The sequence below is a fragment of the Janthinobacterium salmonicoloratum genome (assembly GCF_051380845.1).
Classification (GTDB): domain Bacteria; phylum Pseudomonadota; class Gammaproteobacteria; order Burkholderiales; family Burkholderiaceae_D; genus Janthinobacterium; species Janthinobacterium lividum_F.
The window spans coordinates 145,245-169,576 of sequence record NZ_JBNYXV010000003.1 but is presented as its reverse complement, the minus strand read 5'-3'; the positions used below and the strand labels follow the sequence as shown (position 1 = coordinate 169,576).

The window sequence follows — 24,332 nt, the reverse complement described above, 5'->3', positions numbered from 1 at the left end:
CGGTTCCAGATCTTAGTTCTTGTTCTGGTAAACGTAAGCCTGTTGCTTGACGGCCGACGCCAGCTGGCGCTCCTGCTCATCGATGCTGACGGCCGGCTTGTCCCACAGCAGGGCGCGGCCCGCTTGCTGGCCCGCTTCCATGCCAGGATTCTTTGCCTTCAGTTCAGCGATGAACAAGGTGTGGTCGGATACGTAGTTGTTGTGTTTTGCAGGCAGTTTCATATTCTCTTCTGAGTGTCTTATAGGTAAGGTCAGCCGGCCGTATTTTACCGCGCCGTGTCGCTTGGCGGGTTGTTGTCTCGGCAAGTCCGGGGCGAAATTGCTAAAAATCAATAACGCAACAAACGCCGCATCACCATCGGCGCCGGTTCGGCGGGGTTGGCGTGCGAATATTCCAGTTCTTCGGCCAGGTCGAATTCGAAGGCCGCATAAAAATCGATCAGTTTGCGCTGGTCGCGCCGCACGGCCAGGCGCAATTCCTCGGCCTGGCACGACAGGCCGTGATGAATGATGGCTTCCAGCAAGTGCTGCGAGACGTGGCTGCCCCTGTAGGCGGGCAGTACGCCCATGCGTGAAATCTTCCAGATGGCGGGGTCGCTGTCGAGCGGCATCCAGCGCAGCGAACCGGCTGGAATGTCGTCGATCAGCAACACAAAACCGCCGCCGTGGCGCAGTTGTTCTGCCACCTGCTGCGCCGTTTCGTGGTGTCCACTGGACGAGGCTGCCACCTTGCCGGCCCACGCAGCGCGGGTCAGTTCGGCCATCAGCTGTGCATCGGCATTTGTTGCTTCGCGCACCACGATATTCATCATCGGTCCTTAGCGGATGCGCATGCCAGGTTCGGCGCCTGGCCACGGATTCAGGATGTAGATGCCCGGATTCGCTTTTTCGTCGGCGGCGGACGCGGCCATGACCATGCCCTCGGAAATGCCGAACTTCATCTTGCGCGGCGCCAAATTGGCCACCAGCACCGTCAGCTTGCCGACCAGTTCTTCTGGCTGGTAGGCAGAGCGGATGCCCGAAAACACATTGCGCAAGCGGCCTTCACCCGCGTCCAGGGTCAGGCGCAGCAGTTTGTCGGAGCCCTCGACCAGTTCGCAGTTGACGATTTTCGCGATGCGCAGGTCGACCTTGAGGAAGTCATCGATCTTGATCTCGGGCGCCAGTTCCTCGATGGCGGCAGCTGCTGTGGTAGCGGCTGGAGCTGCGTCATTCGCGGCGTCGCCGGCGGGCGCGGCAATGGCTGCGGCGGCTTGCGGCGCATCGAACAGCGCTTCGATCATCTTGGCGTCCATGCGCGTCATCAAATGGCTGTAGGCGCCGATGGTACGGCCCAGCATGCCGTTCGACACGGCGTCGCCGAACACTTGCGTGTCGGCCCAGGTAAATTGCTCGTCGTTGAGGAACGAGGCCACGTTCTTCGCCACGCCCGGCAGTACCGGCGACAGCAGAATCGTCAGCTGGCGGAACAGGATCAGGGCCGTGGTGCACACGTCGTGCAGTTCGGCCGTCTTTTCGACGTCCTTGGCCAGGATCCACGGTTTGTTTTCATCGACATACTGGTTGGTGATGTCGGCGATTTCCATGATCTCGCGCAAGGCCTTGCCGAATTCACGGTTTTCGAAGTGCGAGGCGATGCTGGCCTGGCGCTCGACGATGACGCCGTTGACGTCCACCGTCAGTGCGCGGTTGATCCAGCTTTGCGCACCTTCCGACAGTGACGACGCCAGCTTGCCGTCGAAACGCTTGGCGATGAAGCCGGCGCAGCGGCTGGCGATATTCACATATTTGCCGATCAGGTCGCTGTTCACGCGGGCCACGAAGTCGTCGCCGTTGAAGTCCAGGTCTTCCACTTTCGAGTTCAGCTTGAAGGCGATGTAGTAGCGCAGCCATTCCGGGTTCATGCCCAGGTCCAGGTAGCGCAGCGGCGAAATGCCCGTGCCGCGCGACTTCGACATTTTTTCATTGTTGACCGTCAGGAAGCCGTGGACATTGACTTTTAGTTTGTCGATGACCGGGTGGCCGGCAAATTTCAGCATGGCGGGCCAGAACAGCAAGTGGAAGGAGACGATGTCCTTGCCGATGAAGTGGATCTGTTCCGTGGCAGGATCGTTCAGCAGGGCGTCGAAATCGAAGCCTTTCTTGTCGCAATAGTTTTTCAGGCTGGCCAGGTAGCCGACGGGCGCATCCATCCACACATAGAAGAACTTGCCCGGCGCATCGGGAATCGGGATGCCAAAGTAGGGCGCGTCGCGCGAGATATCCCAGTCGGCCAGCTTTTCACCGGCTTCGCCCAGCCATTCGCTGACTTTGTTGACCATTTCCGGCTGCAAGCGGCCTGGCGTGTTGAGCCAATCCTTGAGGAATTCGAAGCAGCGCGGGTCGGACAGCTTGAAGAAATACTGTTCCGACGGCTTCATCACGGGCGTTGCGTTGGTGAATACGGAGAACGGGTTGACCAGGTCGGTCGGCTGGTAGGCCGCGCCGCACACTTCGCAATTGTCGCCGTACTGGTTCTTGGCGCCGCATTTCGGGCACTCGCCCTTGATGTTGCGGTCGGCCAGGAACATGCCTTTGACCGGATCGAAGAAGCGGTCGACGGTTTTCGTGACGATCAGGCCCGTATCGCGCAGCTTGCGGTAGATCGATTGCGACAGGTCGACGTTTTCCGGCGAATCGGTCGAATACCAGTTATCGAAGGCGATATGGAATCCATCGAGGTACTGGGCGCGGCCGGCGGCGATGTTGGCGACGAATTGCTGCGGCGTGATGCCTTCCTTTTCGGCGGCGATCATGATGGGCGTGCCATGCGTATCGTCGGCGCCCACAAAGTGCACTTCACGGCCGGCTGCGCCATCGCGTTGCATTCGCTGGAACCGGACCCAGATATCAGCCTGGATGTATTCCATGATGTGGCCAATGTGAAAAGCGGCGTTTGCGTAAGGCAGGGCAGTGGTGACGAACAGCTTGCGAGTCATGATTGATGCACTTTTGGGATGGATAATGGGACATTTTAACAGCGGAAAGGCAATATGAGCAGAAGCAGCACCGGCAAGTGATGCTTTTGTCTTGATCGCCCCTGGCGATTTTGCGCTAGACTGCGCGTATTGCATATATGTAGTACACACGGAGATTTACATGAGCATCACAGTAGAAGACGTCAAGGCCGCGCTGGCCCAGGTTATTGATCCAAATACACATAAAGATTTCGTTTCCAGCAAAACCGTCAAGAATCTGAAAGTCGATGGCGATGATATTTCGCTCGACATCGAGCTGGGCTACCCTGCCAAAAGCCAGATTGACCTGATCCGCAAATCCGTGCTGGCCGCCCTGCGCGTGCTGCCGGGCGTGGGCAATGTCAGCGTGGGCGTCTCGTCGAAAATCATTTCGCACACGGTGCAGCGCGGCTTGAAGCCGATGAGCAACGTGAAAAACATCATTGCGGTCGCGTCCGGCAAGGGTGGTGTTGGTAAATCGACCACGGCTGTCAACCTGGCCCTGGCCCTGGCCGCCGAAGGCGCCACCGTCGGCATGCTCGACGCCGATATCTATGGCCCGTCGCAGCCGATGATGCTGGGCATCAGCGGCCAGCCGAAGACCCTGGATGGCAAGAGCATGGAGCCGATGGAAAACCACGGCCTGCAAGTGTCGTCGATCGGCTTCATGATCGATCCGGACGAGCCGATGGTGTGGCGCGGCCCCATGGTTACGCAAGCCTTGCAGCAACTGCTCGACCAGACCAACTGGCGCGACCTTGATTACCTGATCGTCGACATGCCGCCAGGCACGGGCGACATTCAATTGACCCTGTCGCAGAAAGTGCCCGTCACCGGCGCCGTGATCGTCACGACGCCGCAGGACATCGCGCTGCTGGATGCGCGCAAGGGTCTCAAAATGTTCGAGAAAGTCGGCATTCCGATCCTCGGCGTGGTGGAAAACATGAGCACGCATATCTGCTCGAACTGCGGCCATGCGGAAGAAATCTTTGGCGCCGGCGGCGGCGCGAAGATGTGCGCCGACTTTGGCGTGGAATTCCTTGGCGCCTTGCCGCTGACCATGGCGATACGCCAGCAGACGGATTCGGGTACGCCCACCGTCGTGGCCGAGCCGGATGGCCCCGTCGCCGTGATCTACAAGCAAATCGCCCGCACCATCGCCATCAAGGTGGCGGAAAAGGCGAAGGATATGACGAGTAAATTCCCGTCGATCGTCATCAAAAACGATTAAACGTTGGGCTTGGCGCTTCCCTGCGCCAGTGTCAGCAGGGCATGGTTTCATGCAGTCCGTGTTGTTATTAAACAAGAGGAGACATCATGCAATTGACTACCGTATTCCTGCGCCAAGCCGCAGTCGTGATCGCCGGCAGCCTGCTGGCCGCCAGCGCGTTTGCGCAATCCGTCTCGTTCGTCGAGCCCGTTGATGGTGCGACAGTGACCAGTCCGTTCAAGGTCAAGTTTGCCGTCAGCGGCATGGATATCAAGCCGGCCGGTGACATGACGGCCAAGACGGGCCACCATCATTTGCTCATCAATATGGGGCCGATGAAGGCGGGCGAGATGATACCCATGGATGACAAACATTTGCATTTCGGCAAAGGGCAAACGGAAACGGACGTCACTTTGCCGCCGGGCCAGTACACCCTGACCATGCAGTTCGCCAATGGCGCGCACCAGTCGTATGGGCCGGAGTTGAGTAAAAGCATCAAGGTGACGGTCAAGTAATCGCGCATATTGATTCATGTCGGCATCAGGCCGGGTTCCAGCGATGGTGCCCGGCCTTTTTCATGGCCGTGCTTCTTGTCATCATTGCGTCATATAGTCGGCGTATGCTGCCCGATGGCCTAACTTTTGATGAGCGGATATGACGAAACATTTCTCCCTTTCCCGGCAACTGGCGCAGGCGCTGCTGCTGGTAGCTGGCGTGGCGGCATGCCAGGCGCATGCGGCCAAGGCGCTTCCTGCCATTGCGGCGCAGCCGAAGCTGGTGGTGGTATTGGTAGTGGATGGCTTGCCGCAGGAACAGGTGACGCGCTACCGCGACCAGTTCGGCCAGGGCGGTTTCCGTCGCCTGCTGGAGCAGGGCGCGTGGTTCAGCGATGCGCACCAGGCACATGGCATCACGGTCACGGCCATCGGCCACTCGGCCGTGCTGTCGGGCGCCTATCCTTACCAGCATGGCGTGATCGGCAATAACTGGATCGATCCCGTCACGAAAAAATCCGTGTACTGCACCGAGGATGGCAATTTCCACTACATCGGCGAAGAAACGCAGCCCGACGACGGCACCGCGCCGACCAAGCTGCGCGTGAGCACCCTGGGCGACGAACTGCGCTATTCCACGGGCGACAAGGCCAAGGTCGTCACGGTGTCGGGCAAGGACCGGGGCGCCATCCTGCTGGCCGGGAAAACGGGCACGGCCTACATGTACATGGAAAAGACGGGCAACTTCGCCAGCAGCACCTATTATATGCAGCAGCACCCGCAATGGGTGCAGCGCTACCAGGCCAGCAAGCCGCAGGACCGCTATTACGGCAAGAACTGGACGCCGCTGCTGGCCGATTCTGACTATGCGCGCGACGCCCGTGATGATCTGGTGCCGGCCAAGCCGGGCACGCGCAACACCTTCCCGTTCGCCTACTACAGCGACAGCGGCAAGCTCGATGGCGAGTACTACAGCCGCCTGAAGTCCGGTCCCTTCCTCGATGAACTGACCCTGGAATTCGCCCGCGCCGCCATCGATGGCGAAAACCTGGGCCGCAACCCGGCCGGCGTGCCCGACATCCTGGGCGTGAGCCTGTCAGCGCACGACTATGTGAACCATGCCTACGGCCCGGAAAGCAAGATGTCGCACGACCACCTGCAGCGCCTGGACCGCATGCTGGCCGGCTTCTTTGCCGACCTTGATAAAAAAGTCGGCATGGACAACGTGCTGGTGGTGCTGACGGCCGACCATGGCTTTGCCAACGTGCCGGAATTTGCCGAAACGCGCGGCTTCTCGGCCAAGCGCATCGACGGCGCCAAACTGGTCGATGCCTTGAACCAGCACCTGGCCACGACCCTGGGCGTGGACAAGCTGGTGACGACGTCGTCGCTGCCGAATATCTACCTCGATTACGCACTGGCGGAAAAGAGCGGCGTCAATCGCACCGCCCTGGAAGACGCGGCTTCCCGCTTCCTGCTTCAGCAGGACGGCCTGGCGCAAGTCTATACGCGCACGCAGATGGAAACGGGGGCCGTCGCCACGCGCATGGACACCCTGATGCGCCGCGCCTGGAACCGCCAGCTGTCGGGCGACCTGATGGTGGTCACGAAGCCGGCCTGGTACTTCGGCAAGGGCGTTGGCGGCACCTCGCACGGCACGCCATATACGTATGACACGAACGTGCCGTTGATGGTCTTCGGCCCCCGCTGGATCAAGCCGGGCGCCTATGGCCAGTACGCGGAAGTAGTCGACATCGCCCCGACCCTGGCCCATTTGCTGCGCATACGCCAGCCGTCGGCGTCGGAAGGGCGGGTATTGACGGAAGCGGTGCGCTAGCCGCTCGTTACAGCAGCCAGTCGATCGGCAGCACCGACAGAATCGCCACCCCCATGCGCTTCCACACGCTGGTGCCCGGCTCCGTGTCGTAGCGCGTGGTGGCGCCGTTGGCGTCGCGGGCGATCCAGTACAGCGCGCCGTCGTCGCCAAGCAGCACCTGGTAGGCGCGCTGCGGGATCGTGGTGCGCATGGCTAGGCCCAGTTGGCTGGCCAGCGCGGGGCTGTCGATGACGAGACCCATTTCCGTGTTCAATTCGATTGAGCGCGGGTCGAAGTTGAACGAGCCGACAAAGATGCGCTGGTCGTCGACGGCAAAGGTCTTCGCGTGCAGACTCGATGCGGAACTGCCGAAGCGGCCCGGCTGTTCGCGCGCATCACCCCGTTCCCACGAACGGCGCGATTCATACAGCAGCACGCCCGCTTCCAGCAGCGGCTTTCTCCACTTCGCATAGCCCGCATGCACGGCCGCCACGTCGGTCGCTTCCAGCGCATTCGTCAGGATGCGCACGCCCACGCCTTTTTGTGCCAAGTCGGCAAAGGCCTGCGTGCCGGATTTGCCGGGCACGAAATACGGCGACACCAGGTCCACTTCCTTTTCCGGCACGCCCAGCAGGTTTTGCAGGTTTTCTGCCACGCCCGTGCCTGGCCTGGCCTTGTCCAGCACCTTGGCTGGGTCGTCGCTGACCATGCGCGTGTTTGCCCATTCGAAGGGCAGGGTGCGCTCCATCATCTGCTTGACGAAGGGCGAGGTGCGCAGCGCCTGCACGTATTCCTCGGCTGCCTTGGTATCGTCGATGCGGTCCGCCTCGGCGGCGATGGTGGCCGCGTCGCCGTCGACGGGGCTGGTCAGCAGCAGCCTGGCCGGGTAGGCCGAAGCGCTGTTCCAATAGCGGTCGAAGTCCTGCGAGACGTCATCGACGACGGGACCGACGGCCAGCACGTCAAGGTCGGCAAACAGCACGTCACCGGCCGCGCCAAAATATTCGTCGCCCACATTGCGTCCGCCGACGATGGTGGCCTGGTTATCGGCCGTGAACGATTTGTTGTGCATGCGCCGGTTGAGGCGGGAAAAATCCGTGGCAAAGGCCAGCGCGCGCGGTGAACGGGGCACGAAGGGGTTGAACAGGCGGATTTCGATATTCGCCTGCTTGCCCAGCATGGTCAGGGTCTGGTCCAGTCCCGCCGTATTGTTATCGTCGAGCAGCAGGCGTACGCGCACGCCCCGTTCGGCCGCCTGGCGCAGGGCGTCGAACAGCAGGGTGCCGGTGATGTCCTTGTGCCAGATGTAGTACTGCACGTCCAGGCTGCGCTGGGCGGCGGCGGCCAGCAGGGCGCGCGCGGCAAAGGCGTCGCGCCCGTCGACCAGCGGGTAAATGCCGGAGACGCCGGGATGCTGCGCCACCATGGGGGCTATGGCCGTGGCCAATTGGGTGTGCGCCGTATCGGCCATGACGGTCGACGCGCTGCGGCCTTCCAGCGAGGGCAGTGAAGCGCAGCCGGCGAGGACGGCGGACAGCAGCAGGGGCAGCAGGAAACTGGTGCTGCGGCGGGCAAGGGTGGTGGCGGGCATGGCGGGCTTTCATCGAGTTGCCCCGATGTTAGCAGATGCGCATGCCCGCACGCGGGCGAGGTTTTACAGTTGTTCCAGCGCGATCAGCTCGGCCACCGTCTGGCGGCGGCGGATCAGGCGCGAAGCCTCCCCATCGACCAGGTATTCGGCCGCATGCGGGCGGCTGTTGTAGTTCGACGACATCGACGCGCCATACGCGCCTGCGCCTTCGAAGACGACGTAGTCGCCCACCTGCGCTGCAGGCAGAAGGCGTGTTTCTACCACGCCGCCATCGCGCTGGGTGAAGACGTCGCCCGATTCGCACAGGGGGCCGCCGACCACGGTGGCGCATGCCGGGTTGGCATCGAGAGCGCGGCCATCGTGCGCGATGACCGACATTTCATGGTAGCTGCCGTACATGGCGGGGCGCATCAGTTCATTGAAGCCCGTATCCAGCAAGGTGAAGTGGTTGCCGCCCATTTGCTTGGTGGCGCGCACTTCGGCCACCAGCAGGCCCGCGTCGGCCACGAGGAAGCGACCCGGTTCGATTTCCAGGTGCACGGCGTGGCCCAGGTGCGTCTCGATCTGCTTGCGCGCCGCATCCCACAGCTGGAAGTAGTGGTCCGTGTCGACGGGTTGTTCGCCCTCGCGGTAAGGCACGGACAGGCCGCCGCCCGTGGAAATGGCTTCGATGTCGTGGCCCATGTTTTTCACCAGGTCGACCATGGTGCCGCAGACGGTTTCCAGGTGGCTGTAGTCGACGCCCGAGCCGATGTGCATGTGCAGGCCCACCAGGTGCAGTCCATGTGCGCGGATGACGGCCAGCGCCTCTGGCAGCTCTTCGTGCCAGATACCGTGCTTGCTGTTTTCGCCGCCCGTATTGGTCTTGTTGCTATGGCCATGGCCATAGCCGGGATTGATGCGCAGCCAGACGCGGTGGCCGGGCGACACTGGGCCCAGCTGGCGCAGCATGTCGACGGAGCCGCAATTGACTTCGATCTTCGCCGCCGCCACGCGCGCCAGGGTGGCGCGGTCGAACAGGTCGCAGGTGAATACCACGCCGGCCGCGCCCTTGGTTTGCGCCGGCGTAAAGCCTGCCTGCAGCGCGCGCTCGATCTCGCCCAGCGAGACGGCATCCACGTGGACGCCCGCTTCGCGCATCAAGGTGAGTAGATGGATGTTCGAGTTGGCCTTTTGCGCGAAGCGGACGGTGTCGAACTGCGCCAGCTGCGCCACGCGCGCGCGGATGGTGGCCGCGTCATACACCCACAGGGGCGTGCCGTGTTCCTGGGCGAGTTGGGCGAGGGTCTGGTCGGTGACGGGCTTCATCGTGTGCTTTCGGTGGAATGAGGAGATGACTGCATGATGGCTGATTGTGCTTCGAATATAAAATATCCATTTAGGCCTACCTTATTCATTTATGATATGGCTATGACTATCTCCTTGCGCCATATCGAAGTGTTTCGCGCCATCATGACGACGGGCAGCGTGACGGCCGCCGCCGCCATGCTGCACACGTCGCAGCCCACCGTCAGCCGCGAGCTGGCGCGCCTCGAGCATTTGACGGGCCTCACACTGTTCGAGCGCGAGCGGGGACGGCTGCGCCCTACGGCCCAGGCGCTGCAGCTGTTCGAGGAAGTGCAGCGCGCGTATTTCGGCCTGGAGCGCATCGTCAGCACGGCGGCGGCCTTGCGCCAGTTCGACCAGGGGCAGTTGTCGATTGCCTGCCTGCCCGTGTTTTCCCAGTCGCTGCTGCCGCAGGCGTGCAAGCGCTTCGTCGCCGATTTTCCCAAGGTGAGCATCAGCATCACGCCGCAGGAGTCGCCGCTGCTGGAGGAGTGGCTGTCGGCGCAGCGCCACGATATCGGCCTGACGGAAGTGGGCAATGCGCCACCGGGCACCGCGCTCGATACCCTGATGTCCGTCGATGAAGTGTGCGTGCTGCCCGACGGCCATGCGCTCGCAAGCAAAACCGTGCTGCAGCCGGCGGACTTCGCGGGCCAGCCTTTCATCAGCCTGGCCGCCGTCGACCCCTACCGCCAGCAGATCGATGCCATCTTCGCGCAGGCGAGAGTGGAGCGGCGCATGGCGCTCGACACGCACAGCGCCGCCTCCGTGTGCGCGATGGTGCGCGAAGGCGTGGGGCTGGCCATCGTCAATCCGCTCACGGCGCTGGACTACGCGGGGCAGGGCTTGCAGATGCGCCGCTTTGCCGTGTCCTTGCCGTTCACCGTGAATCTGGTCAAGCCCCTGCACCGGCCCTTGTCGCAACTGGTCGCCCTGTTTGAGCAGGCGCTGCATGCGCAGGCGGACGAGGTGAAAAGGCGCTTGCTGCAGCTGTGACGGCGCTTGTGGAGCGGAGGCGGTCAACAGAGTAAAATGGCGTTTTACTTCAAAGCCTGATTACTTCGATGACCACAACCGCTACTCCCGTCCGTACCCGTTTCGCTCCCAGCCCGACCGGCTATCTACACCTGGGCGGCGCCCGCACCGCTTTATATAGCTGGGCGTATGCCCGCCACTTCGGCGGCACCTTCGTGCTGCGCATCGAAGACACGGACGTGGAGCGTTCCACGCCGGAAGCCGTGCAAGCCATCATCGAAGGCATGAAGTGGCTGGGCCTGGACCACGACGAAGGCCCTTTCTACCAGATGCAACGCATGGACCGCTACCGCGAAGTCGTGGCGCAGATGCTGGCCGAAGGCACGGCGTATCACTGCTACTCGTCGCCGGAAGAAGTCGAAGCGATGCGCGAGCGCATGCGCGCCGCCGGCGAAAAGCCCCGCTATGACGGCACATGGCGCCCGGAGCCGGGCAAGACCCTGCCGACCATCCCTGCCGACCGCAAGCCCGTCGTGCGCTTCAAGAACCCGCTCGATGGCGACGTGACGTGGGACGATGTCGTCAAGGGCACGATCACGATTTCGAACCGCGAGCTGGACGATCTGGTGATCGCCCGCCCGGACGGCACGCCGACGTACAACTTCTGCGTGGCAGTCGATGACTGGGACATGCAGATCACCCACGTGATCCGCGGCGACGACCATGTCAACAACACCCCGCGCCAGATCAACATCCTGCGCGCCATCGGTGCACCGCTGCCGCTGTACGGCCACCTGCCGATGATTTTGGGTGCTGACGGCGAGAAGCTGTCGAAGCGCCACGGCGCCGTCAGCGTGATGGATTACCCGGCGCAGGGCTTCCTGCCGGAAGCGATGCTGAACTACCTGGCGCGCCTGGGCTGGAGCCATGGCGACGATGAAGTGTTCTCGACCGAGCAGTTCTGTGAGTGGTTCAACCTGAATCACCTGTCGAAATCGGCGGCCCAGTTCAACAATGAAAAACTGGCCTGGCTGAACAACCACTATATCAAGCAGGCCGACAACACGCGCCTGGCCGACCTGGCGCGCCCGCAAATGCTGGCCGCCGGCGCCGTCTTCGAAAGCGCGCCAGACCTGGCGCAAGTGCTGGGCATGATGAAAGAGCGCGCCAACACCGTCAATGAGCTGGCTGCCGCCTCGATGCTGTTCTTCCGCGAGCCGCAGCCGGAAGCGGAACTGGCGGCGCAGCACATCACGGATGCCATCAAGCCCGTGCTGGCGCAGTTCGCCGAGCGTATCGCCACGGTGGAGTGGAGCAAGGAAGCCGTCGCCGCCATGATCAAGGAAGTGCTGGCCGCCAACACCATCAAGATGCCGCTGCTGGCCATGCCTTTGCGCCTGATTTTGACGGGCCAGCTGCAGACGCCGGCCATCGATCAGGTGGTGGTGATCTTTGGCCGCGACACCGTGCTGGCGCGCCTGGCAAAGTGGTTGTAAGCATCGCGATTAAATAGTCGTAATAGAGAGTGCGGAAACCGTCCCTATGAAAAGTTGCTCATAGACGAAAAAGGGTATTTGCAGAGTGAAACTTCTTTGCTATACTCTTGTTTCTGCACCAACGGGGGTATAGCTCAGCTGGGAGAGCGCTTGCATGGCATGCAAGAGGTCAGCGGTTCGATCCCGCTTACCTCCACCAGCAGCAAAATCGCAGTCAGGTTTTGTTAGTCGTTGAGGTGGTGCAGTTGTTGTTTGGCAGTTCCGCGGTCCCCATCGTCTAGAGGCCTAGGACATCACCCTTTCACGGTGAGTACAGGGGTTCGAATCCCCTTGGGGACGCCAGGTTTTGTGGTATAGTAGTGGCAGTTGTTTGTACTGATTGTTGTAAGTTCAGGCCCGTAAAAAGCGGAATCTGGATGGAAAGCAAGTAGTGGAACAAAGTCGCCAAGTGCGGCTTTTATTATTTCTGCGCCCGGGGGGTATAGCTCAGCTGGGAGAGCGCTTGCATGGCATGCAAGAGGTCAGCGGTTCGATCCCGCTTACCTCCACCAACAGCGCAGAAGTAAAACAGCAAACTGTAGAAGTAAAAATGTAGTGCCAAGGTCCCCATCGTCTAGAGGCCTAGGACATCACCCTTTCACGGTGAGTACAGGGGTTCGAATCCCCTTGGGGACGCCAGTTCAGTCTGGTGTTGTGGTTGTAAAGAAGTAGCAGTGTTTCTGCGCCCGGGGGGTATAGCTCAGCTGGGAGAGCGCTTGCATGGCATGCAAGAGGTCAGCGGTTCGATCCCGCTTACCTCCACCAATAGCGCAGAAATCACATGATAATTAAAGTCGCCTAGAGCGGCTTTTTTTATTTGCGTCAGCAATTTCTTCGCTGGGTGAAATATGGCTAAGCTGTTAGTGTGCTTGCATGGCATGCAAGAGGTCAGCGGTTAGCTCCCGCAAACCTCCACCAACAGCGCAGAAACAGGTAGTGAATAAATTAAAGTCGCCTGGAGCGGCTTTTTTTATTTCCGGAACATTTTCCGTCAATAGCATATAAGTCACTAGATATTCAAAGTCGCCTGGAGCGGCTTTTTTTGTGCCTATTGGTTGCATGGATATAACTGACAGTGATTTGCGCAGTGGTTACATTTAGCTGGCGGCTTGATTTCATCATGCCTGCGGATAAAAAATGGACCATTACATTGAGGAGACAGGATGCATCGTTTATTTGCCAGTTTTTTTCTTGCTGCCGTTATTTATGTTCCCGCGCACGCGGAGGCGCCGCCTGCGGCGAGATTTGACCCTGGTGCGCTGAAGTTGCAAAAGGGCCCGTCCAATGACGTGCTGGTGCTCGGTTCGCCCCATTTGTCGCAATTGCCGAAATCGTTTGATCCGTCTCAATTGAGCTTGCTCAACGAGCGCCTGGCGGGTTGGCGGCCGGACGCGATTGCGATCGAGGCGCTTTCCGGCTTGCAATGCGCTTTCTTGCGTGCTTATCCGCAGCGCTATGACGATACGCTGAAAACCTATTGCTATGACACTTCCGTCGCGCGGGAGGCCACGGGGCTGGATGTGATTGCGGCCAGGGCGCAGGCGGAGCGTTTGCTGGCAGCCTGGCCGGCGGCGCCGTCTGCCGCGCAGCGGCGCACACTGGCCTCCCTGTTCCTGGCCGGTGGCGAGCGTGCATCGGCGCTGGTGCAGTGGCTGCGGCTGCCAGTCGATGAGCGGCGCGCCGGTGACGGCGTGAGCGAGCCCTTGGCCGCAAACCTCAATTCCCTGCTGGGGCAACGCAACGAGAGCTATCAGATTGCTGCCGTGCTGGCGGCGAGGAGCGGGCACGAGCGGGTGCATGGCATGGATGACCATACGTCCGATATGCCTGTTGACGATGAAAAGGCTTATGCCAAGGCGATCAGGAGGGCCTGGGATAATCCCTTTTCGGCGGAGCGCAAGCGCATCCACGCCGGGTTTGAGGGGCAACTGAATACGCCTGCGGGTGTGCTGGCGGTCTATCGCGCATATAACGGACGCGCCGAGGCGGATCTGGCCTTCCGCGGCGATTTTGGCGCGGCGCTGGAAGAGTCGTCGCCGCAGCGTTATGGCCGCAACTACGTGGCCTCCTGGGAGGTGCGCAACTTGCGCATGGCATCGAATATTCGCGAGATCATGGCGGCGCGTCCAGGCATGCGCACCCTGGTCATCGTCGGCGCGTCTCACAAGGGCTACCTGGAGGCGTATCTGAGCCAGATGCATGATGTGCGCATCGTCAGTGCGGACGATATCTTGCGCTAAGGAATGCTTTTGCCGCGCCAGAAACCTGGCGCGGTTTTTCCTGCATGCCTGGCGTGCCGCCTCTTTGCATATCTTCCTGCCATGATCCTGCCCTCATAGGCGGGGTGATTCAAATAAGGTGGAAAAATGAAGGCCAGCAGTTGATTTCGTGAATCGCTTCGTGTTAAACTTCGCGCACGCTTTTTTGAGGGGCTAAGCAAAGCCTTCAACGAAGAGTCCGCTGAGAGTAAAGCCAGCACAGGTCCCCATCGTCTAGAGGCCTAGGACATCACCCTTTCACGGTGAGTACAGGGGTTCGAATCCCCTTGGGGACGCCAGGATTCAGTTGTAAAGTAATAGTGCAGTGCTGAATGGGCCTGACAAGTCAGGCTTTTTTTGTTTCTGCAATATTGCTGCAGTACCGGGTCAGGATGCGAAGTAGCGCATTCAGGACAGATTTCTGTCCCCATCGTCTAGAGGCCTAGGACATCACCCTTTCACGGTGAGTACAGGGGTTCGAATCCCCTTGGGGACGCCAGATTCGCGTAGTAAAAAGGTCGGGATGCAGGGTAGCGCATCCAGGACAGATTTTCTGTCCCCATCGTCTAGAGGCCTAGGACATCACCCTTTCACGGTGAGTACAGGGGTTCGAATCCCCTTGGGGACGCCAGACCGGCTGAATCAGCCAACAAAAAAGCCGCCTGGTAACAGTGCGGCTTTTTTGTTGTTTGCCGGCATGCCAACGTTTTTCCTTCACTCCTGCCTGCTCATGCCATTACCTAGCGATCGCGCACCATCCCTGGCTATCTTCTGCAAAGTCGTCGACAACTACGGCGATATCGGCATTTGCTGGCGTCTGGCGCGGCAGTTGAGCGGTGAGCACGGTGTGGCCGTCACCCTGTGGGTCGACGATTTGCTGAGTTTCCAGCGCATCTGTCCCGCCATCGATGTGGCTGCCGAAGCGCAGCAAGTAGTTGGCGTTGCCGTGCGCCACTGGCGCGGCCAGGAGGGCGTGTTTGCGCCCGCCGATATCGCCGACATCGTCATCGAGTTCTTTGCCTGCGATATTCCGCCCGGCTATATTGCCGCCATGGCGCAGTGCGCGCCGCAGCCGGTGTGGTTGAACCTGGAAGGCTTGACGGCGGAAGAGTGGGTCGAGGGCTGTCATGCGCTGACGTCGCCGCGCCATGGCATGATCAAGCATTTCTTCTTCCCTGGTTTCACGGATAAGACGGGCGGTTTGCTGCGCGAAGCGGCGCTCGACGCGCAGCGGCTGGCATTCCAGGCCGATGCGGCCGCCATGGCGGCATTCCTCGGGCAATTCGGCGTGACGGCAACGGAAATGCACGCCTTGAAAATATCGCTGTTCTGCTACCCATCCGCGCCGGTCGCCGAGCTGCTTGCCGCCTGGCAGGCGGGGAGCGAACCTGTGACATGCCTGGTGCCGGAAGGCGTCGCGTTCGATGCCGTTCAAGCGTTTATCGGCGACGATGCGGTGCTGGCCGGTGCGGCGCGCACGCGCGGCGCGCTCACCGTGCGCGTGTTGCCTTTTGTGCCGCAAGACGATTACGACCGCCTGCTGTGGGCCTGCGACGTCAATTTCGTGCGCGGCGAGGATTCCTTCGTGCGCGCGCAATGGGCTGGTCAGCCCTTTCTCTGGCATATCTATTTGCAGGATGAAAACTTGCATCATGTGAAATTGCGCGCCTTCTTGCAGCGCTATGCGGCCGATGCGGATGGTGTCATCGACAGCCTGGTGCAAGCGGCGCTGGCCTGGAATGGCGCGAGTGCGGACGCTTTGCCGTGGGCGCGCCTGTGGCCCGCCTTGCAGGCCGATCTGCCGCGCATCCGCGCGCGCGCTCAGGCTTGGCAGCGGCAGATGCAGGCTAATGGCGATCTGGCAAGTAACTTGCTGGCGTTCGCTGGCGCGACGAGATAGGCGCTTGCCCAAAATTAAGGTAAAATGCCCGGTTATTTCTAACGTATTTTTAACCGATCAAACGCAAGCTTGCGGCGCTGATGGCGCACAGGCGGCAGATGGTCTTCATGCAACCCACTTTTTACGTACATTCCTATGAAACCCGCAAAAGAAATTCGTGTTGGCAATATCATCATGGTCGACAGCAAGCCAATGATCGTGTTGCGTTCTGATGTCAACGGTTCGAGCCGCACGGGCTTCACCTACAAATGGAAGATGAAAAATCTTCTGACGAACACCCCGATGGAAAACGTGTTCCGCGGCGACGACAAGTTCGACGTTGTTGTTCTGGATAAAAAGCCAGTGACGTATTCGTACTTCGCCGACCCGCTGTTCGTCTTCATGGACACCGAGTACAACCAGTACGAAATCGAAGAAGAAAACCTGGGCGAAGCGCTGAACTACCTGAAAGATGGCATGGAATGCGAAGCCATTTTCTACGACGGCAAGGCTATCTCCGTTGAACTGCCTACGACCATCGCCCGTCAAGTGGTGTACTCGGAGCCTGCGGTCAAGGGCAACACTTCGGGCAACGTCCTGAAAGAAGCCAAGATCGAAAACGCCATCGACGCACATCGTCACACCGTGCAAGTGCCGCTGTTCGTGGCACAGGACGACGTCATCGAAATCGACACCCGTACCAACGAATACAAGCGTGTCGTACGCAACTGATAGGTCCTTGCACTGCGCTGCTCGCATGGCCCGGCATTGCCGGTCTGGTTTGTCCCAGTGCTTGATCATCAAGAAACGCTGCCTTCGGGCGGCGTTTTTTTTTGCTTAAAAATAATTCCCTTCAACAACAATTGTGTTGCAAGGACTGCTATGCTATGGCTAGAACATTATTGCGGTAGAAACATTGAAGTTTCCTGGAGATACCATGCAGCGCAGTCAGATGTTACGCAGTGGCGCGTCGCGGGGCGTGCCGCGTCCCGTATTGGCCCGTGCCACGGCGCCCGCCAGCCCCATGGCCCATCTGCTCGATGCTGGCGTCTTGCCGCAACAGCAGATGATGCAGGCAGGCAAACTGAGTTCGCATGCGCTGACGTCTCAGTACCTGGGGCGCATCCGTTCCCTGTGCAGCATGGGCGCGCGTGCCTATCCCGGCATTGAAATCAATCCCGATGCGTTGAAAATTGCCCTTGAAATGGACCGCGAACGGCAAGTGCACAAGGTGCGCGGCCCCTTGCACGGCATTCCCGTCGTCTTGCGCGACAATATCGCCACCGGCGACCGCATGAAGACGCGCACGCAGTCGCCCCAGGCCACGCATGCCAGCTGTGATTCCTTTGTGGCGGCGCGCTTGCGCGCGGCCGGCGCCGTCATCATCGGCAAAAGCAATATGCGCCAGTGGGCTGCCGTCAGCGTGCCGCATGCCAGTGCCAGCTGGGCCGGGCTCACCATCCTGGCCGTCGACAGTGCGGCGGACGGTGCCATCGTTGCGCCCGCATCGACTTGCGGCCTGGTCGCCATCAAGCCCACGGGCAGGATTGCCGCGGGGCAGGGTGATGAGCCAGCCACGGCCGGACCGATGGCGCCCAGTGTGCGTGAAGCGGCCTGGCTGCTTGCGGCCTTGAGCGGCGAGCGCCTGGCAGAGAGCATGGTGCTCGACGCCGCCGGCTTGCACGGGCGCCGCGTCGGCGTGGCGCGCAGCCTGTTCGGCCTGTGCGCCGGGACCGATGCCGTGATCGGGCAGGCGCTGCTGGCGTTGCGCGAGCAGGGCGCGGAACTGATCGAGATGCCACCCGCGCCCGGGCCTGGCGGCATCGAAGCGTTGCTGGGCTCGCATGGGCTTGATGCGCTGGTGGGACCCACCTGCCATGGCGTCGCGCTGGCGCCGTCGGCCTTGCCGCATATCACGGTGCCTGCCGGCGTGGTCGGGGGCTTGCCTGTCGGTCTGTCCTTCATCGGCCCTGCCCACGGCGACATGCAGCTCATTGCGATGGCGTATGCCTATGAGCAGGCGACTTTGCATCGGCGCACGCCCGCACTGCCGTCCAGCATCACCCTGGCGCTGCGTCGGCCATGATCTTCTTTTCGTTTTCTTTTGATAAACTATGCTTGCAACCTTGCTGCTGAGTGTGGCCGTGACCGCCGCTCCCCTACCTTTTGACGCTTTTGACGTGGCGCAATTGTCTGGTAGCTGGTCCGACAGCGTCAACACGAATAGTGTTTGCGAAGAAGCGCGGCACTTTACGCGCATGCAGCTGTCTGATGATCACCAGCGGCTGGCGATTTTCAATGACCGGACGTGGAAAAGCAAGTTGGGTGAAACCAACCGCTTTGCCGCGACCGTGGTGGCGGAAACGGAGCATAGCCTGACGTTACGCTATGACAATGAAACCCGCCGCAATGCCGCTGGCAAGCTGGTGGAATGGCAATTGATCATCGTCGCGCCGGGCGTATACCGCTGGCGCGAGACGGGCTGGCCGGAAGGCAAAGTCAACGGGGTTGTCGGTATCCGCTGCTCTCCCTGATGCCTGTGTGCAAGCATGCCATTCTGCTATGCTGTGCGCATTACCGATGCTTTTAGGAGATTGCATGTCCGTACGTTTGCTCTTGCCCCTGTTCCTGGGCGCTGCCGTGGCGCTGGCCACCATGCCGGCGCAAGCCCGGACGCCAAAACTGTCGCTGATCGAGCAGGCGCAAAGCTGCGATGGCGGCCATACCTGCCCGTATTTCCCCGACGTTTACAAGGCGGACTACGCCTTTCGCAAGGCCTTCAATGTAGGCCTGAAAAAGGCAGGCCTGAAGCGGCAGCGCTGGGTGCCGGATGGCGTGGCCAGCCCGCTCAAGCCCGTCGAGATCGACGGCAAGGCGCGTCTGCTGAGCAGCGTCTGCGAGCCGCACAATTGCGGCCACCACTACACCATTCTGTACGATCCGGCCGAGCGCAGCATGACGGGCGTGTATATGGGCAGCGATGCCAAGGGCGGCTTGCGCACCGTGTACTTCGGCGAGCCCAGCATTGCCGAAGCCGATTTGCTGTTGAAGAACTGATGCACGCGCCGCTACACATCTCCAGTGAGCGCGACGAGCTGGACGTGCCCATGATCCATCGCTACCTGAGCGAACAGTCGTACTGGAAGCGTGGCGTGGCGCTGGAAGCGGTGCGCAAGGGGATCGCCAACGCGCTGTGTTTCGGCGGCTATGTGGATGGCCAGCAAGTGGCGTTCGCCAGGGTCATTACCGATTACACGGATTTTGCCTACCTGCGCGACGTCTTTGTGCTGCCGCAATACCAGGGGCGCGGATATGGCAAGCAGATGGTGGCCGCCGTGCTCGGCGATGCACGCTTGCGCGATGTCGTCTGGATGCTGGGGACCGATGACGCGCATGGCCTGTATGCGGGCTTTGGTTTTGCGCCGCTGGAGGCGCCACAAAAATACATGCGCCGCCCGGCTTCATAATAGTTATTGAAATAATAGTTTATTCCAAGAAAACCATTAATATTGTTGCATGAGATTAATGTTGCATTGATAATGACAACATGTCATTATTCGCGCCCTGCAGCGTGCGCTGCGTTGCTGGTGCTGTACTTTGTCATCGCCCCTGGGCGCGGGCAAAGGTGGTGAGCGGTCCGATTCGTCGTCCCCTGGCACGTTTTCTCTACAATTTAAAGGAATACATCATGAAACAATATGGCGCCGAATTTCTCGGTACGTTCTGGCTGGTCTTGGGTGGTTGCGGCAGTGCCGTGCTGGCCGCAGCCTTTCCCGGCCTTGGTATCGGCTTTGCCGGCGTGGCGCTGGCGTTTGGCCTGACGGTGCTGACCATGGCTTACGCCATCGGCCACATCTCGGGTTGCCACCTCAATCCTGCCGTCTCGATCGGCCTGTGGGCCGGTGGCCGCTTTCCCGCCAATCAACTGTTGCCTTACATCATCGCGCAAGTGCTGGGCGCCATCGTGGCCGGCGGCGTGCTGTACGTGATCGCCAGCGGCCAGGCCGGTTTCGATGTCAGCAAGGGCTTTGCCTCGAACGGCTTCGGCGCCCATTCGCCGGGTGGCTATTCAATGCTGTCGGCGCTGGTCATTGAAATCGTGCTGACGATGTTCTTCCTGATCGTCATCCTGGGCGCTACCGACAAGCGCGCACCGGCAGGCTTTGCCCCGCTGCCGATCGGCCTGGCGCTGACCCTGATCCACCTGATCAGCATCCCCGTCACGAATACCTCCGTCAACCCGGCCCGCAGCACGGGCGTGGCCCTGTACGTGGGCGACTGGGCCACCAGCCAGCTGTGGCTGTTCTGGCTGGCACCCATCATCGGCGCCTTGCTGGGCGCGCTGGCCTACCGCCTGATTGCTGGCGAAAAAGAGTAAGTATTCAATGTAAAAGAGCAGCCTGCGGGCTGCTCTTTTACCGTTTACTCGGCGGCGCGCCACTCGCTCAGGTAGTGCTGCGGCGTGCGGCCCAGGATGCGGCGGAACATGGCGCTGAAGGCGCTGGGGCTGGCGTAGCCCAGCGCATAGGCGATGGCCGCGACGCCTTCGCCCCGGTCCAGGCGGCAGAAGGCCTCGGCCAGGTGGACTTGCTGCAGCCATTGGCGGTAGTGCAAGCCCGTTTCCTTGGGGAATAAACGGATCAGGGTGCGCGCGCTGGCGCCCGCGTCCTGCGCCCATTCCTCGATGCTGCGCCGGCTGCCGGGCGCGTCCATGATGGCCGAGCAGACGGCCACCAGGCGGCGGTCGCGCGGCCAGGGTATGGCGAGGGGCACGGTATCGGCCGCCATCAGTTCCGACAGGATCAGGTGCGCCAGCCAGTCGCCGCGCCCCGCCAGCGCATATTCGATCGGTTCGGCCAGCAAGGCCAGGATCAGCTCGCGCAACAGCCGGCTCACTTCCAGCACCTTGCAATCGGCGCCATACGGCGCCGCCACCTGCGCGTCGATGTACACGGTGCGCATGCTCAGTTCGCTCAAGATGTGGACTTCATGCACGACGCCCACGGGGATCAGCAGGGCGCGCCGCGGTGGCAATATCCACACGCCGTGCTCGGTGGAGACACGCATCACGCCTTCCGTCGCATACAGCAGTTGCGCCCGCACATGGCTGTGCGGCGCCGTGTAGTCGCCCGCAGCATATTGCCTGGACATGGCCGTCACGGGGCGCGGCACGTGCTGGTAATCATGCGAGCTGGTGCTGCGGCTGAACGGCACGCCGTCGGGGTGGGTCTGGGCGGGTTGCTGGGTGTACATATGGGTCGTTAGATTGTCACCTGGTTGTCACTTGGGCGACGATTATTGGAAGTTATCAGTTCAGCGACCATACTATACTGGCTTCTTTGCCGGGCCGCCCGCCGTGCCCGATTATTGCGGATGACACATGCACACAACCACACCTGCTCCAGCATTGGCCACGCCCGTGCCGGTGGCTCCCTCGCTTCATAGTTCCCAACAGCAATCCGGTCTGGCCATGCACATCCTGGGCGCCGTCGCCTTCGTGCATTTGCTTAATGACTTGATCCAGGCCTTGTTGCCGTCGATTTATCCGATGCTGAAAGCCGAGTTTTCACTCAGTTTTACCCAGGTCGGCCTTATAACCCTGACGTTCCAGTGCACGGCCTCGCTGTTGCAGCCCTGGATCGGCTTGTACACGGACCGCCGTCCGCTGCCGTTCCTATTGCCGGTCGGCATGTGCTTTACCCTCGCTGGCGTGCTGATGCTGTCCATCGTCTCGACCTTTCCGACCCTGCTGATTGCTGCGGGCTTGATCGGCGTCGGTTCCTCGACCTTCCACCCGGAGGCGTCGCGCGTGGCGCGCATGGCCTCGGGCGGACGCTATGGCTTTGCCCAGTCCCTGTTTCAGGTGGGCGGCAATGTGGGTTCCGCCCTGGGACCGCTGCTGGCGGCCGCTGTCATCGTGAATCGCGGCCAGGGCAATATCGCCTGGTTCAGTCTGCTGGCCGTGCTGGCCATCGGCGTGCTGTACAAGGTCAGCCACTGGTACAGCGGCCACCTGGCCAGTTTCAAGCCGAAGGCAGGCGGCCATGGGCCGAATCTGTCGCGCAACAAGGTGATAGGTGCGCTGGGCGTGCTGGCCCTGCTGGTGTTCTCGAAGTACATCTACATGGCCAGCTTGTCGAGCTACTACACGTTTTACCTGATGGACAAGTTCCACCTGTCCATCGGCGCGGCCCAGCTGTACCTGTTCCTTTTCCTCGCCGCCGTGGCGGCCGGTACCTTCATGGGCGGCCCCATCGGCGACCGCATCGGCCGCAAGCGCGTGATCTGGATTTCCATCCTGGGCGCCGCGCCTTTCACCCTGCTGCTGCCGTATGTCGACCTGTTCTGGACGGCCGTGCTGACGGTGATCATCGGCTTCGTGATTTCGTCCGCGTTTTCCGCCATCGTCGTCTTCGCGCAGGAACTGGTGCCGGGCAAGGTGGGCATGATCGCGGGGATTTTCTTTGGCCTGATGTTCGGCGTCTCCGGCATCGCCGCCGCCGCGATGGGCCACCTGGCCGACGTGGCGGGCGTCGCCTATGTGTACAAAGTCTGCTCCTACCTGCCGCTGCTGGGCATATTGACGGTGCTGCTGCCGCATATCGAGCAGGCGAAAAAATAAGCGGGTGACGCGGGAGGGCTTGACGGCCCGCCCGTGCGCATGCGATATTCTTCCCATGATCTCTTCCATCCTCCACCCAGTCCTTGCATACCGTGCCACCGCTGCGCTGTGTCCGTGTACCTGGCTTCGTGAGGATGCGGCCCGGCGCCGTTAAATTTTTTACTCCTCATTCCGATGGCCACAGTGTTGAAAAACCTGTGGCCATTTTCTTTTTCCGCAACGCGCATGAAAGTCCCGCATGACACTTCATTTGTACGACACGTATAGCCGCAGCCTGCGGCCCTTCGAGACCATCACCCCGGGCCAGGCGGGCCTGTACGCCTGCGGCCCGACAGTCTACGATTACGCGCATATCGGCAACTTGCGCACCTATCTGTTCGTCGACGGCTTGCGCCGCGCGCTCGAGTTCAACGGCCTGCAGGTGCGCCACGTGATGAACATCACGGACGTGGGCCATTTGACGTCGGATGCGGACAGCGGCGACGACAAGATCGAGGCGCGCAGCGCCCGCAGCGGCAAGTCCGCCTGGGACATCGCCTTTGAATTTACCCGCGCGTTCGAGGGCGATCTGCGCCAGTTGAATATCTTGCCGCCCACCGTCTGGTGCCGCGCCACGGACCATATCGCCGAACAGATCGCCTTTATCCGCGACCTGGAAGCCAAGGGCTATACCTACCGCACGGACGACGGCATCTATTTCGACACGACGCGCCAGGACAGTTATGGAAAACTGGCGCGCCTGAACCGCGACGGCCTGCAGGCGGGGAAAAGGGTGGATCTCGGGGAAAAGCGCGATATCTGCGACTTCGCGCTGTGGAAGTTCAGCGGCGTGCCGGGGCAGCGGCAGATGGAGTGGGACAGCCCGTGGGGCCTGGGTTTCCCCGGCTGGCATATCGAATGCTCGGCCATGGCGGAAAAGCATCTGGGGACCTATTTCGACATCCATTGCGGCGGCGAAGACCACGTGGCCGTCCACCATAGCAACGAGATCGCGCAAACGGAAGCGCGCCACGGCACGCGCCTGGCCAACTTCTGGATGCATGGGGCTTTCCTCAAGACCCAGGATGCGAAGATGTCGAAATCCTCGGGTGATTTTTTACGTTTGCAAAGCCTGGTGGAGCAGGGCGTCGATCCACTGGCTTACCGCTACCTGTGCCTGGGCGCCCATTACCGGAGCAGCCTCAATTTCACGGACGACGCCTTGCGCGCCGCGGCCAGCGGTCTGGCGCGCCTGCGCTCCACCGTGCATAGCCTTGGCGAGGCGCGGGGTGAGGCCGATCCCGTATGGCTGGCGCGTTTTGCGGCGCAGATCAACGACGACCTGAACTTTCCGCGCGCGCTGGCGGTGGCCTGGGAACTGCTGAAAAGCGAGCAGCCGGACGCCGTGAAAAAGGTCACGATGGCCCGCTTCGATGCGGCGCTGGGACTCGATCTGCTGGCCTGGCGGCCGGCGCATCTGGCGGTGCCGCAGCAGGTGCAGGCATGGATGGCGGAAAGGGCTATCGCCCGCGCGCAGCGACTGTGGGCCGAGGCGGACCGTTTGCGTGAACTGGCGCGCGCGGCCGGCTATGACATCGACGATACGCCGCAGGGCCAGCAGGCGCGCCTCTTGTGACGATGCTATCTGTGT

Annotated in this window: 21 protein-coding genes and 8 tRNA genes; 23 read left to right on the top strand and 6 right to left on the bottom strand. The window is 61.2% G+C overall.

Features of this window, described 5'->3' with window-relative positions; translation table 11 throughout:
* Positions 1 to 12 precede the first annotated feature (12 nt).
* The 3 genes from ACQ4WY_RS17470 to metG all read right to left on the bottom strand — a co-directional run bounded on the left by ACQ4WY_RS17470 (position 13) and on the right by metG (position 2,978).
* On the bottom strand, positions 13 to 222 hold the full coding sequence (locus tag ACQ4WY_RS17470; protein WP_034778041.1) for a DUF3460 family protein: 210 nt from the start codon (positions 220 to 222) through the stop codon (positions 13 to 15).
* Between the two features lie 107 nt (positions 223 to 329).
* Complete coding sequence (locus tag ACQ4WY_RS17465; protein WP_436505106.1) at positions 330 to 809, bottom strand: GNAT family N-acetyltransferase; 480 nt, start codon at positions 807 to 809, stop codon at positions 330 to 332.
* Positions 810 to 818: 9 nt separating this feature from the next.
* Positions 819 to 2,978, bottom strand: coding sequence for a methionine--tRNA ligase (gene metG / locus ACQ4WY_RS17460; protein WP_436505105.1), 2,160 nt, complete (start codon positions 2,976 to 2,978; stop codon positions 819 to 821).
* 160 nt (positions 2,979 to 3,138) lie between these two features.
* Here metG and apbC point away from each other — a divergent pair, with 160 nt between their 5' ends.
* From apbC to ACQ4WY_RS17445, 3 genes are all read left to right on the top strand, one after another.
* Positions 3,139 to 4,227, top strand: coding sequence for an iron-sulfur cluster carrier protein ApbC (gene apbC, locus ACQ4WY_RS17455; RefSeq protein ID WP_131687374.1), 1,089 nt, complete (start codon positions 3,139 to 3,141; stop codon positions 4,225 to 4,227).
* Between the two features lie 86 nt (positions 4,228 to 4,313).
* Entirely contained in the window at positions 4,314 to 4,721 is a 408-nt protein-coding gene (locus tag ACQ4WY_RS17450) for a DUF4399 domain-containing protein (protein WP_436505104.1), read from the top strand.
* Between the two features lie 139 nt (positions 4,722 to 4,860).
* Positions 4,861 to 6,537 carry an alkaline phosphatase family protein gene (locus ACQ4WY_RS17445; RefSeq protein WP_436505103.1) on the top strand — a complete coding sequence of 559 codons (1,677 nt, stop codon included), beginning with the start codon at positions 4,861 to 4,863 and terminating at the stop codon, positions 6,535 to 6,537.
* Between the two features lie 7 nt (positions 6,538 to 6,544).
* Here ACQ4WY_RS17445 and ACQ4WY_RS17440 read toward each other — a convergent pair whose 3' ends face one another.
* Positions 6,545 to 8,107 carry a phospholipase D family protein gene (locus ACQ4WY_RS17440; protein ID WP_436505102.1) on the bottom strand — a complete coding sequence of 521 codons (1,563 nt, stop codon included), beginning with the start codon at positions 8,105 to 8,107 and terminating at the stop codon, positions 6,545 to 6,547.
* A 63-nt stretch (positions 8,108 to 8,170) separates the two neighbouring features.
* A complete protein-coding gene (gene lysA, locus ACQ4WY_RS17435) occupies positions 8,171 to 9,415 on the bottom strand; it encodes a diaminopimelate decarboxylase (protein WP_436505101.1) in 1,245 nt (414 codons plus the stop codon).
* 102 nt (positions 9,416 to 9,517) lie between these two features.
* On the opposite strand from lysA, the gene ACQ4WY_RS17430 reads away from it, so the two are divergent.
* From ACQ4WY_RS17430 to aqpZ, 18 genes are all read left to right on the top strand, one after another.
* On the top strand, positions 9,518 to 10,429 hold the full coding sequence (locus ACQ4WY_RS17430) for a LysR family transcriptional regulator (protein ID WP_436505100.1): 912 nt from the start codon (positions 9,518 to 9,520) through the stop codon (positions 10,427 to 10,429).
* Between the two features lie 68 nt (positions 10,430 to 10,497).
* Positions 10,498 to 11,904: a glutamate--tRNA ligase gene (gltX, locus tag ACQ4WY_RS17425; RefSeq protein ID WP_436505099.1), complete on the top strand. Its 1,407-nt coding sequence runs from the start codon at positions 10,498 to 10,500 to the stop codon at positions 11,902 to 11,904.
* Positions 11,905 to 12,027: 123 nt separating this feature from the next.
* Positions 12,028 to 12,103 (top strand) — tRNA-Ala (locus tag ACQ4WY_RS17420).
* 67 nt (positions 12,104 to 12,170) lie between these two features.
* Positions 12,171 to 12,246, top strand: a tRNA-Glu gene (locus tag ACQ4WY_RS17415).
* 133 nt (positions 12,247 to 12,379) lie between these two features.
* A tRNA-Ala gene (locus tag ACQ4WY_RS17410) sits at positions 12,380 to 12,455 on the top strand.
* Between the two features lie 51 nt (positions 12,456 to 12,506).
* Positions 12,507 to 12,582 (top strand) — tRNA-Glu (locus ACQ4WY_RS17405).
* Positions 12,583 to 12,632: 50 nt separating this feature from the next.
* Positions 12,633 to 12,708 (top strand) — tRNA-Ala (locus ACQ4WY_RS17400).
* Between the two features lie 398 nt (positions 12,709 to 13,106).
* Positions 13,107 to 14,183, top strand: coding sequence for a DUF5694 domain-containing protein (locus ACQ4WY_RS17395; protein WP_436505098.1), 1,077 nt, complete (start codon positions 13,107 to 13,109; stop codon positions 14,181 to 14,183).
* Between the two features lie 241 nt (positions 14,184 to 14,424).
* A tRNA-Glu gene (locus ACQ4WY_RS17390) sits at positions 14,425 to 14,500 on the top strand.
* A gap of 124 nt (positions 14,501 to 14,624) precedes the next feature.
* Positions 14,625 to 14,700, top strand: a tRNA-Glu gene (locus tag ACQ4WY_RS17385).
* A 56-nt stretch (positions 14,701 to 14,756) separates the two neighbouring features.
* Positions 14,757 to 14,832 (top strand) — tRNA-Glu (locus ACQ4WY_RS17380).
* A 99-nt stretch (positions 14,833 to 14,931) separates the two neighbouring features.
* Complete coding sequence (gene earP / locus ACQ4WY_RS17375) at positions 14,932 to 16,101, top strand: elongation factor P maturation arginine rhamnosyltransferase EarP (RefSeq protein ID WP_436505097.1); 1,170 nt, start codon at positions 14,932 to 14,934, stop codon at positions 16,099 to 16,101.
* 135 nt (positions 16,102 to 16,236) lie between these two features.
* Positions 16,237 to 16,812: an elongation factor P gene (locus ACQ4WY_RS17370; protein WP_034758247.1), complete on the top strand. Its 576-nt coding sequence runs from the start codon at positions 16,237 to 16,239 to the stop codon at positions 16,810 to 16,812.
* A 205-nt stretch (positions 16,813 to 17,017) separates the two neighbouring features.
* Complete coding sequence (locus ACQ4WY_RS17365; RefSeq protein ID WP_436505096.1) at positions 17,018 to 18,166, top strand: amidase family protein; 1,149 nt, start codon at positions 17,018 to 17,020, stop codon at positions 18,164 to 18,166.
* A gap of 28 nt (positions 18,167 to 18,194) precedes the next feature.
* Positions 18,195 to 18,614, top strand: a complete 420-nt coding sequence (locus ACQ4WY_RS17360) for a hypothetical protein (protein WP_353657989.1) — start codon at positions 18,195 to 18,197, stop codon at positions 18,612 to 18,614.
* A 64-nt stretch (positions 18,615 to 18,678) separates the two neighbouring features.
* Complete coding sequence (locus tag ACQ4WY_RS17355; protein ID WP_436505095.1) at positions 18,679 to 19,137, top strand: Ivy family c-type lysozyme inhibitor; 459 nt, start codon at positions 18,679 to 18,681, stop codon at positions 19,135 to 19,137.
* Positions 19,137 to 19,547, top strand: a complete 411-nt coding sequence (locus ACQ4WY_RS17350) for a GNAT family N-acetyltransferase (protein ID WP_436505094.1) — start codon at positions 19,137 to 19,139, stop codon at positions 19,545 to 19,547. Before ACQ4WY_RS17355 ends, ACQ4WY_RS17350 begins: the two co-directional genes overlap by 1 nt.
* Positions 19,548 to 19,768: 221 nt before the next feature.
* On the top strand, positions 19,769 to 20,458 hold the full coding sequence (gene aqpZ / locus ACQ4WY_RS17345) for an aquaporin Z (RefSeq protein WP_034778070.1): 690 nt from the start codon (positions 19,769 to 19,771) through the stop codon (positions 20,456 to 20,458).
* A gap of 44 nt (positions 20,459 to 20,502) precedes the next feature.
* Here aqpZ and ACQ4WY_RS17340 read toward each other — a convergent pair whose 3' ends face one another.
* Entirely contained in the window at positions 20,503 to 21,333 is an 831-nt protein-coding gene (locus ACQ4WY_RS17340; RefSeq protein WP_436505092.1) for an AraC family transcriptional regulator, read from the bottom strand.
* Between the two features lie 127 nt (positions 21,334 to 21,460).
* On the opposite strand from ACQ4WY_RS17340, the gene ACQ4WY_RS17335 reads away from it, so the two are divergent.
* Positions 21,461 to 22,702: an MFS transporter gene (locus ACQ4WY_RS17335; RefSeq protein WP_436505091.1), complete on the top strand. Its 1,242-nt coding sequence runs from the start codon at positions 21,461 to 21,463 to the stop codon at positions 22,700 to 22,702.
* Between the two features lie 238 nt (positions 22,703 to 22,940).
* Positions 22,941 to 24,317, top strand: a complete 1,377-nt coding sequence (gene cysS, locus ACQ4WY_RS17330; RefSeq protein WP_436505090.1) for a cysteine--tRNA ligase — start codon at positions 22,941 to 22,943, stop codon at positions 24,315 to 24,317.
* Positions 24,318 to 24,332 lie beyond the last annotated feature (15 nt).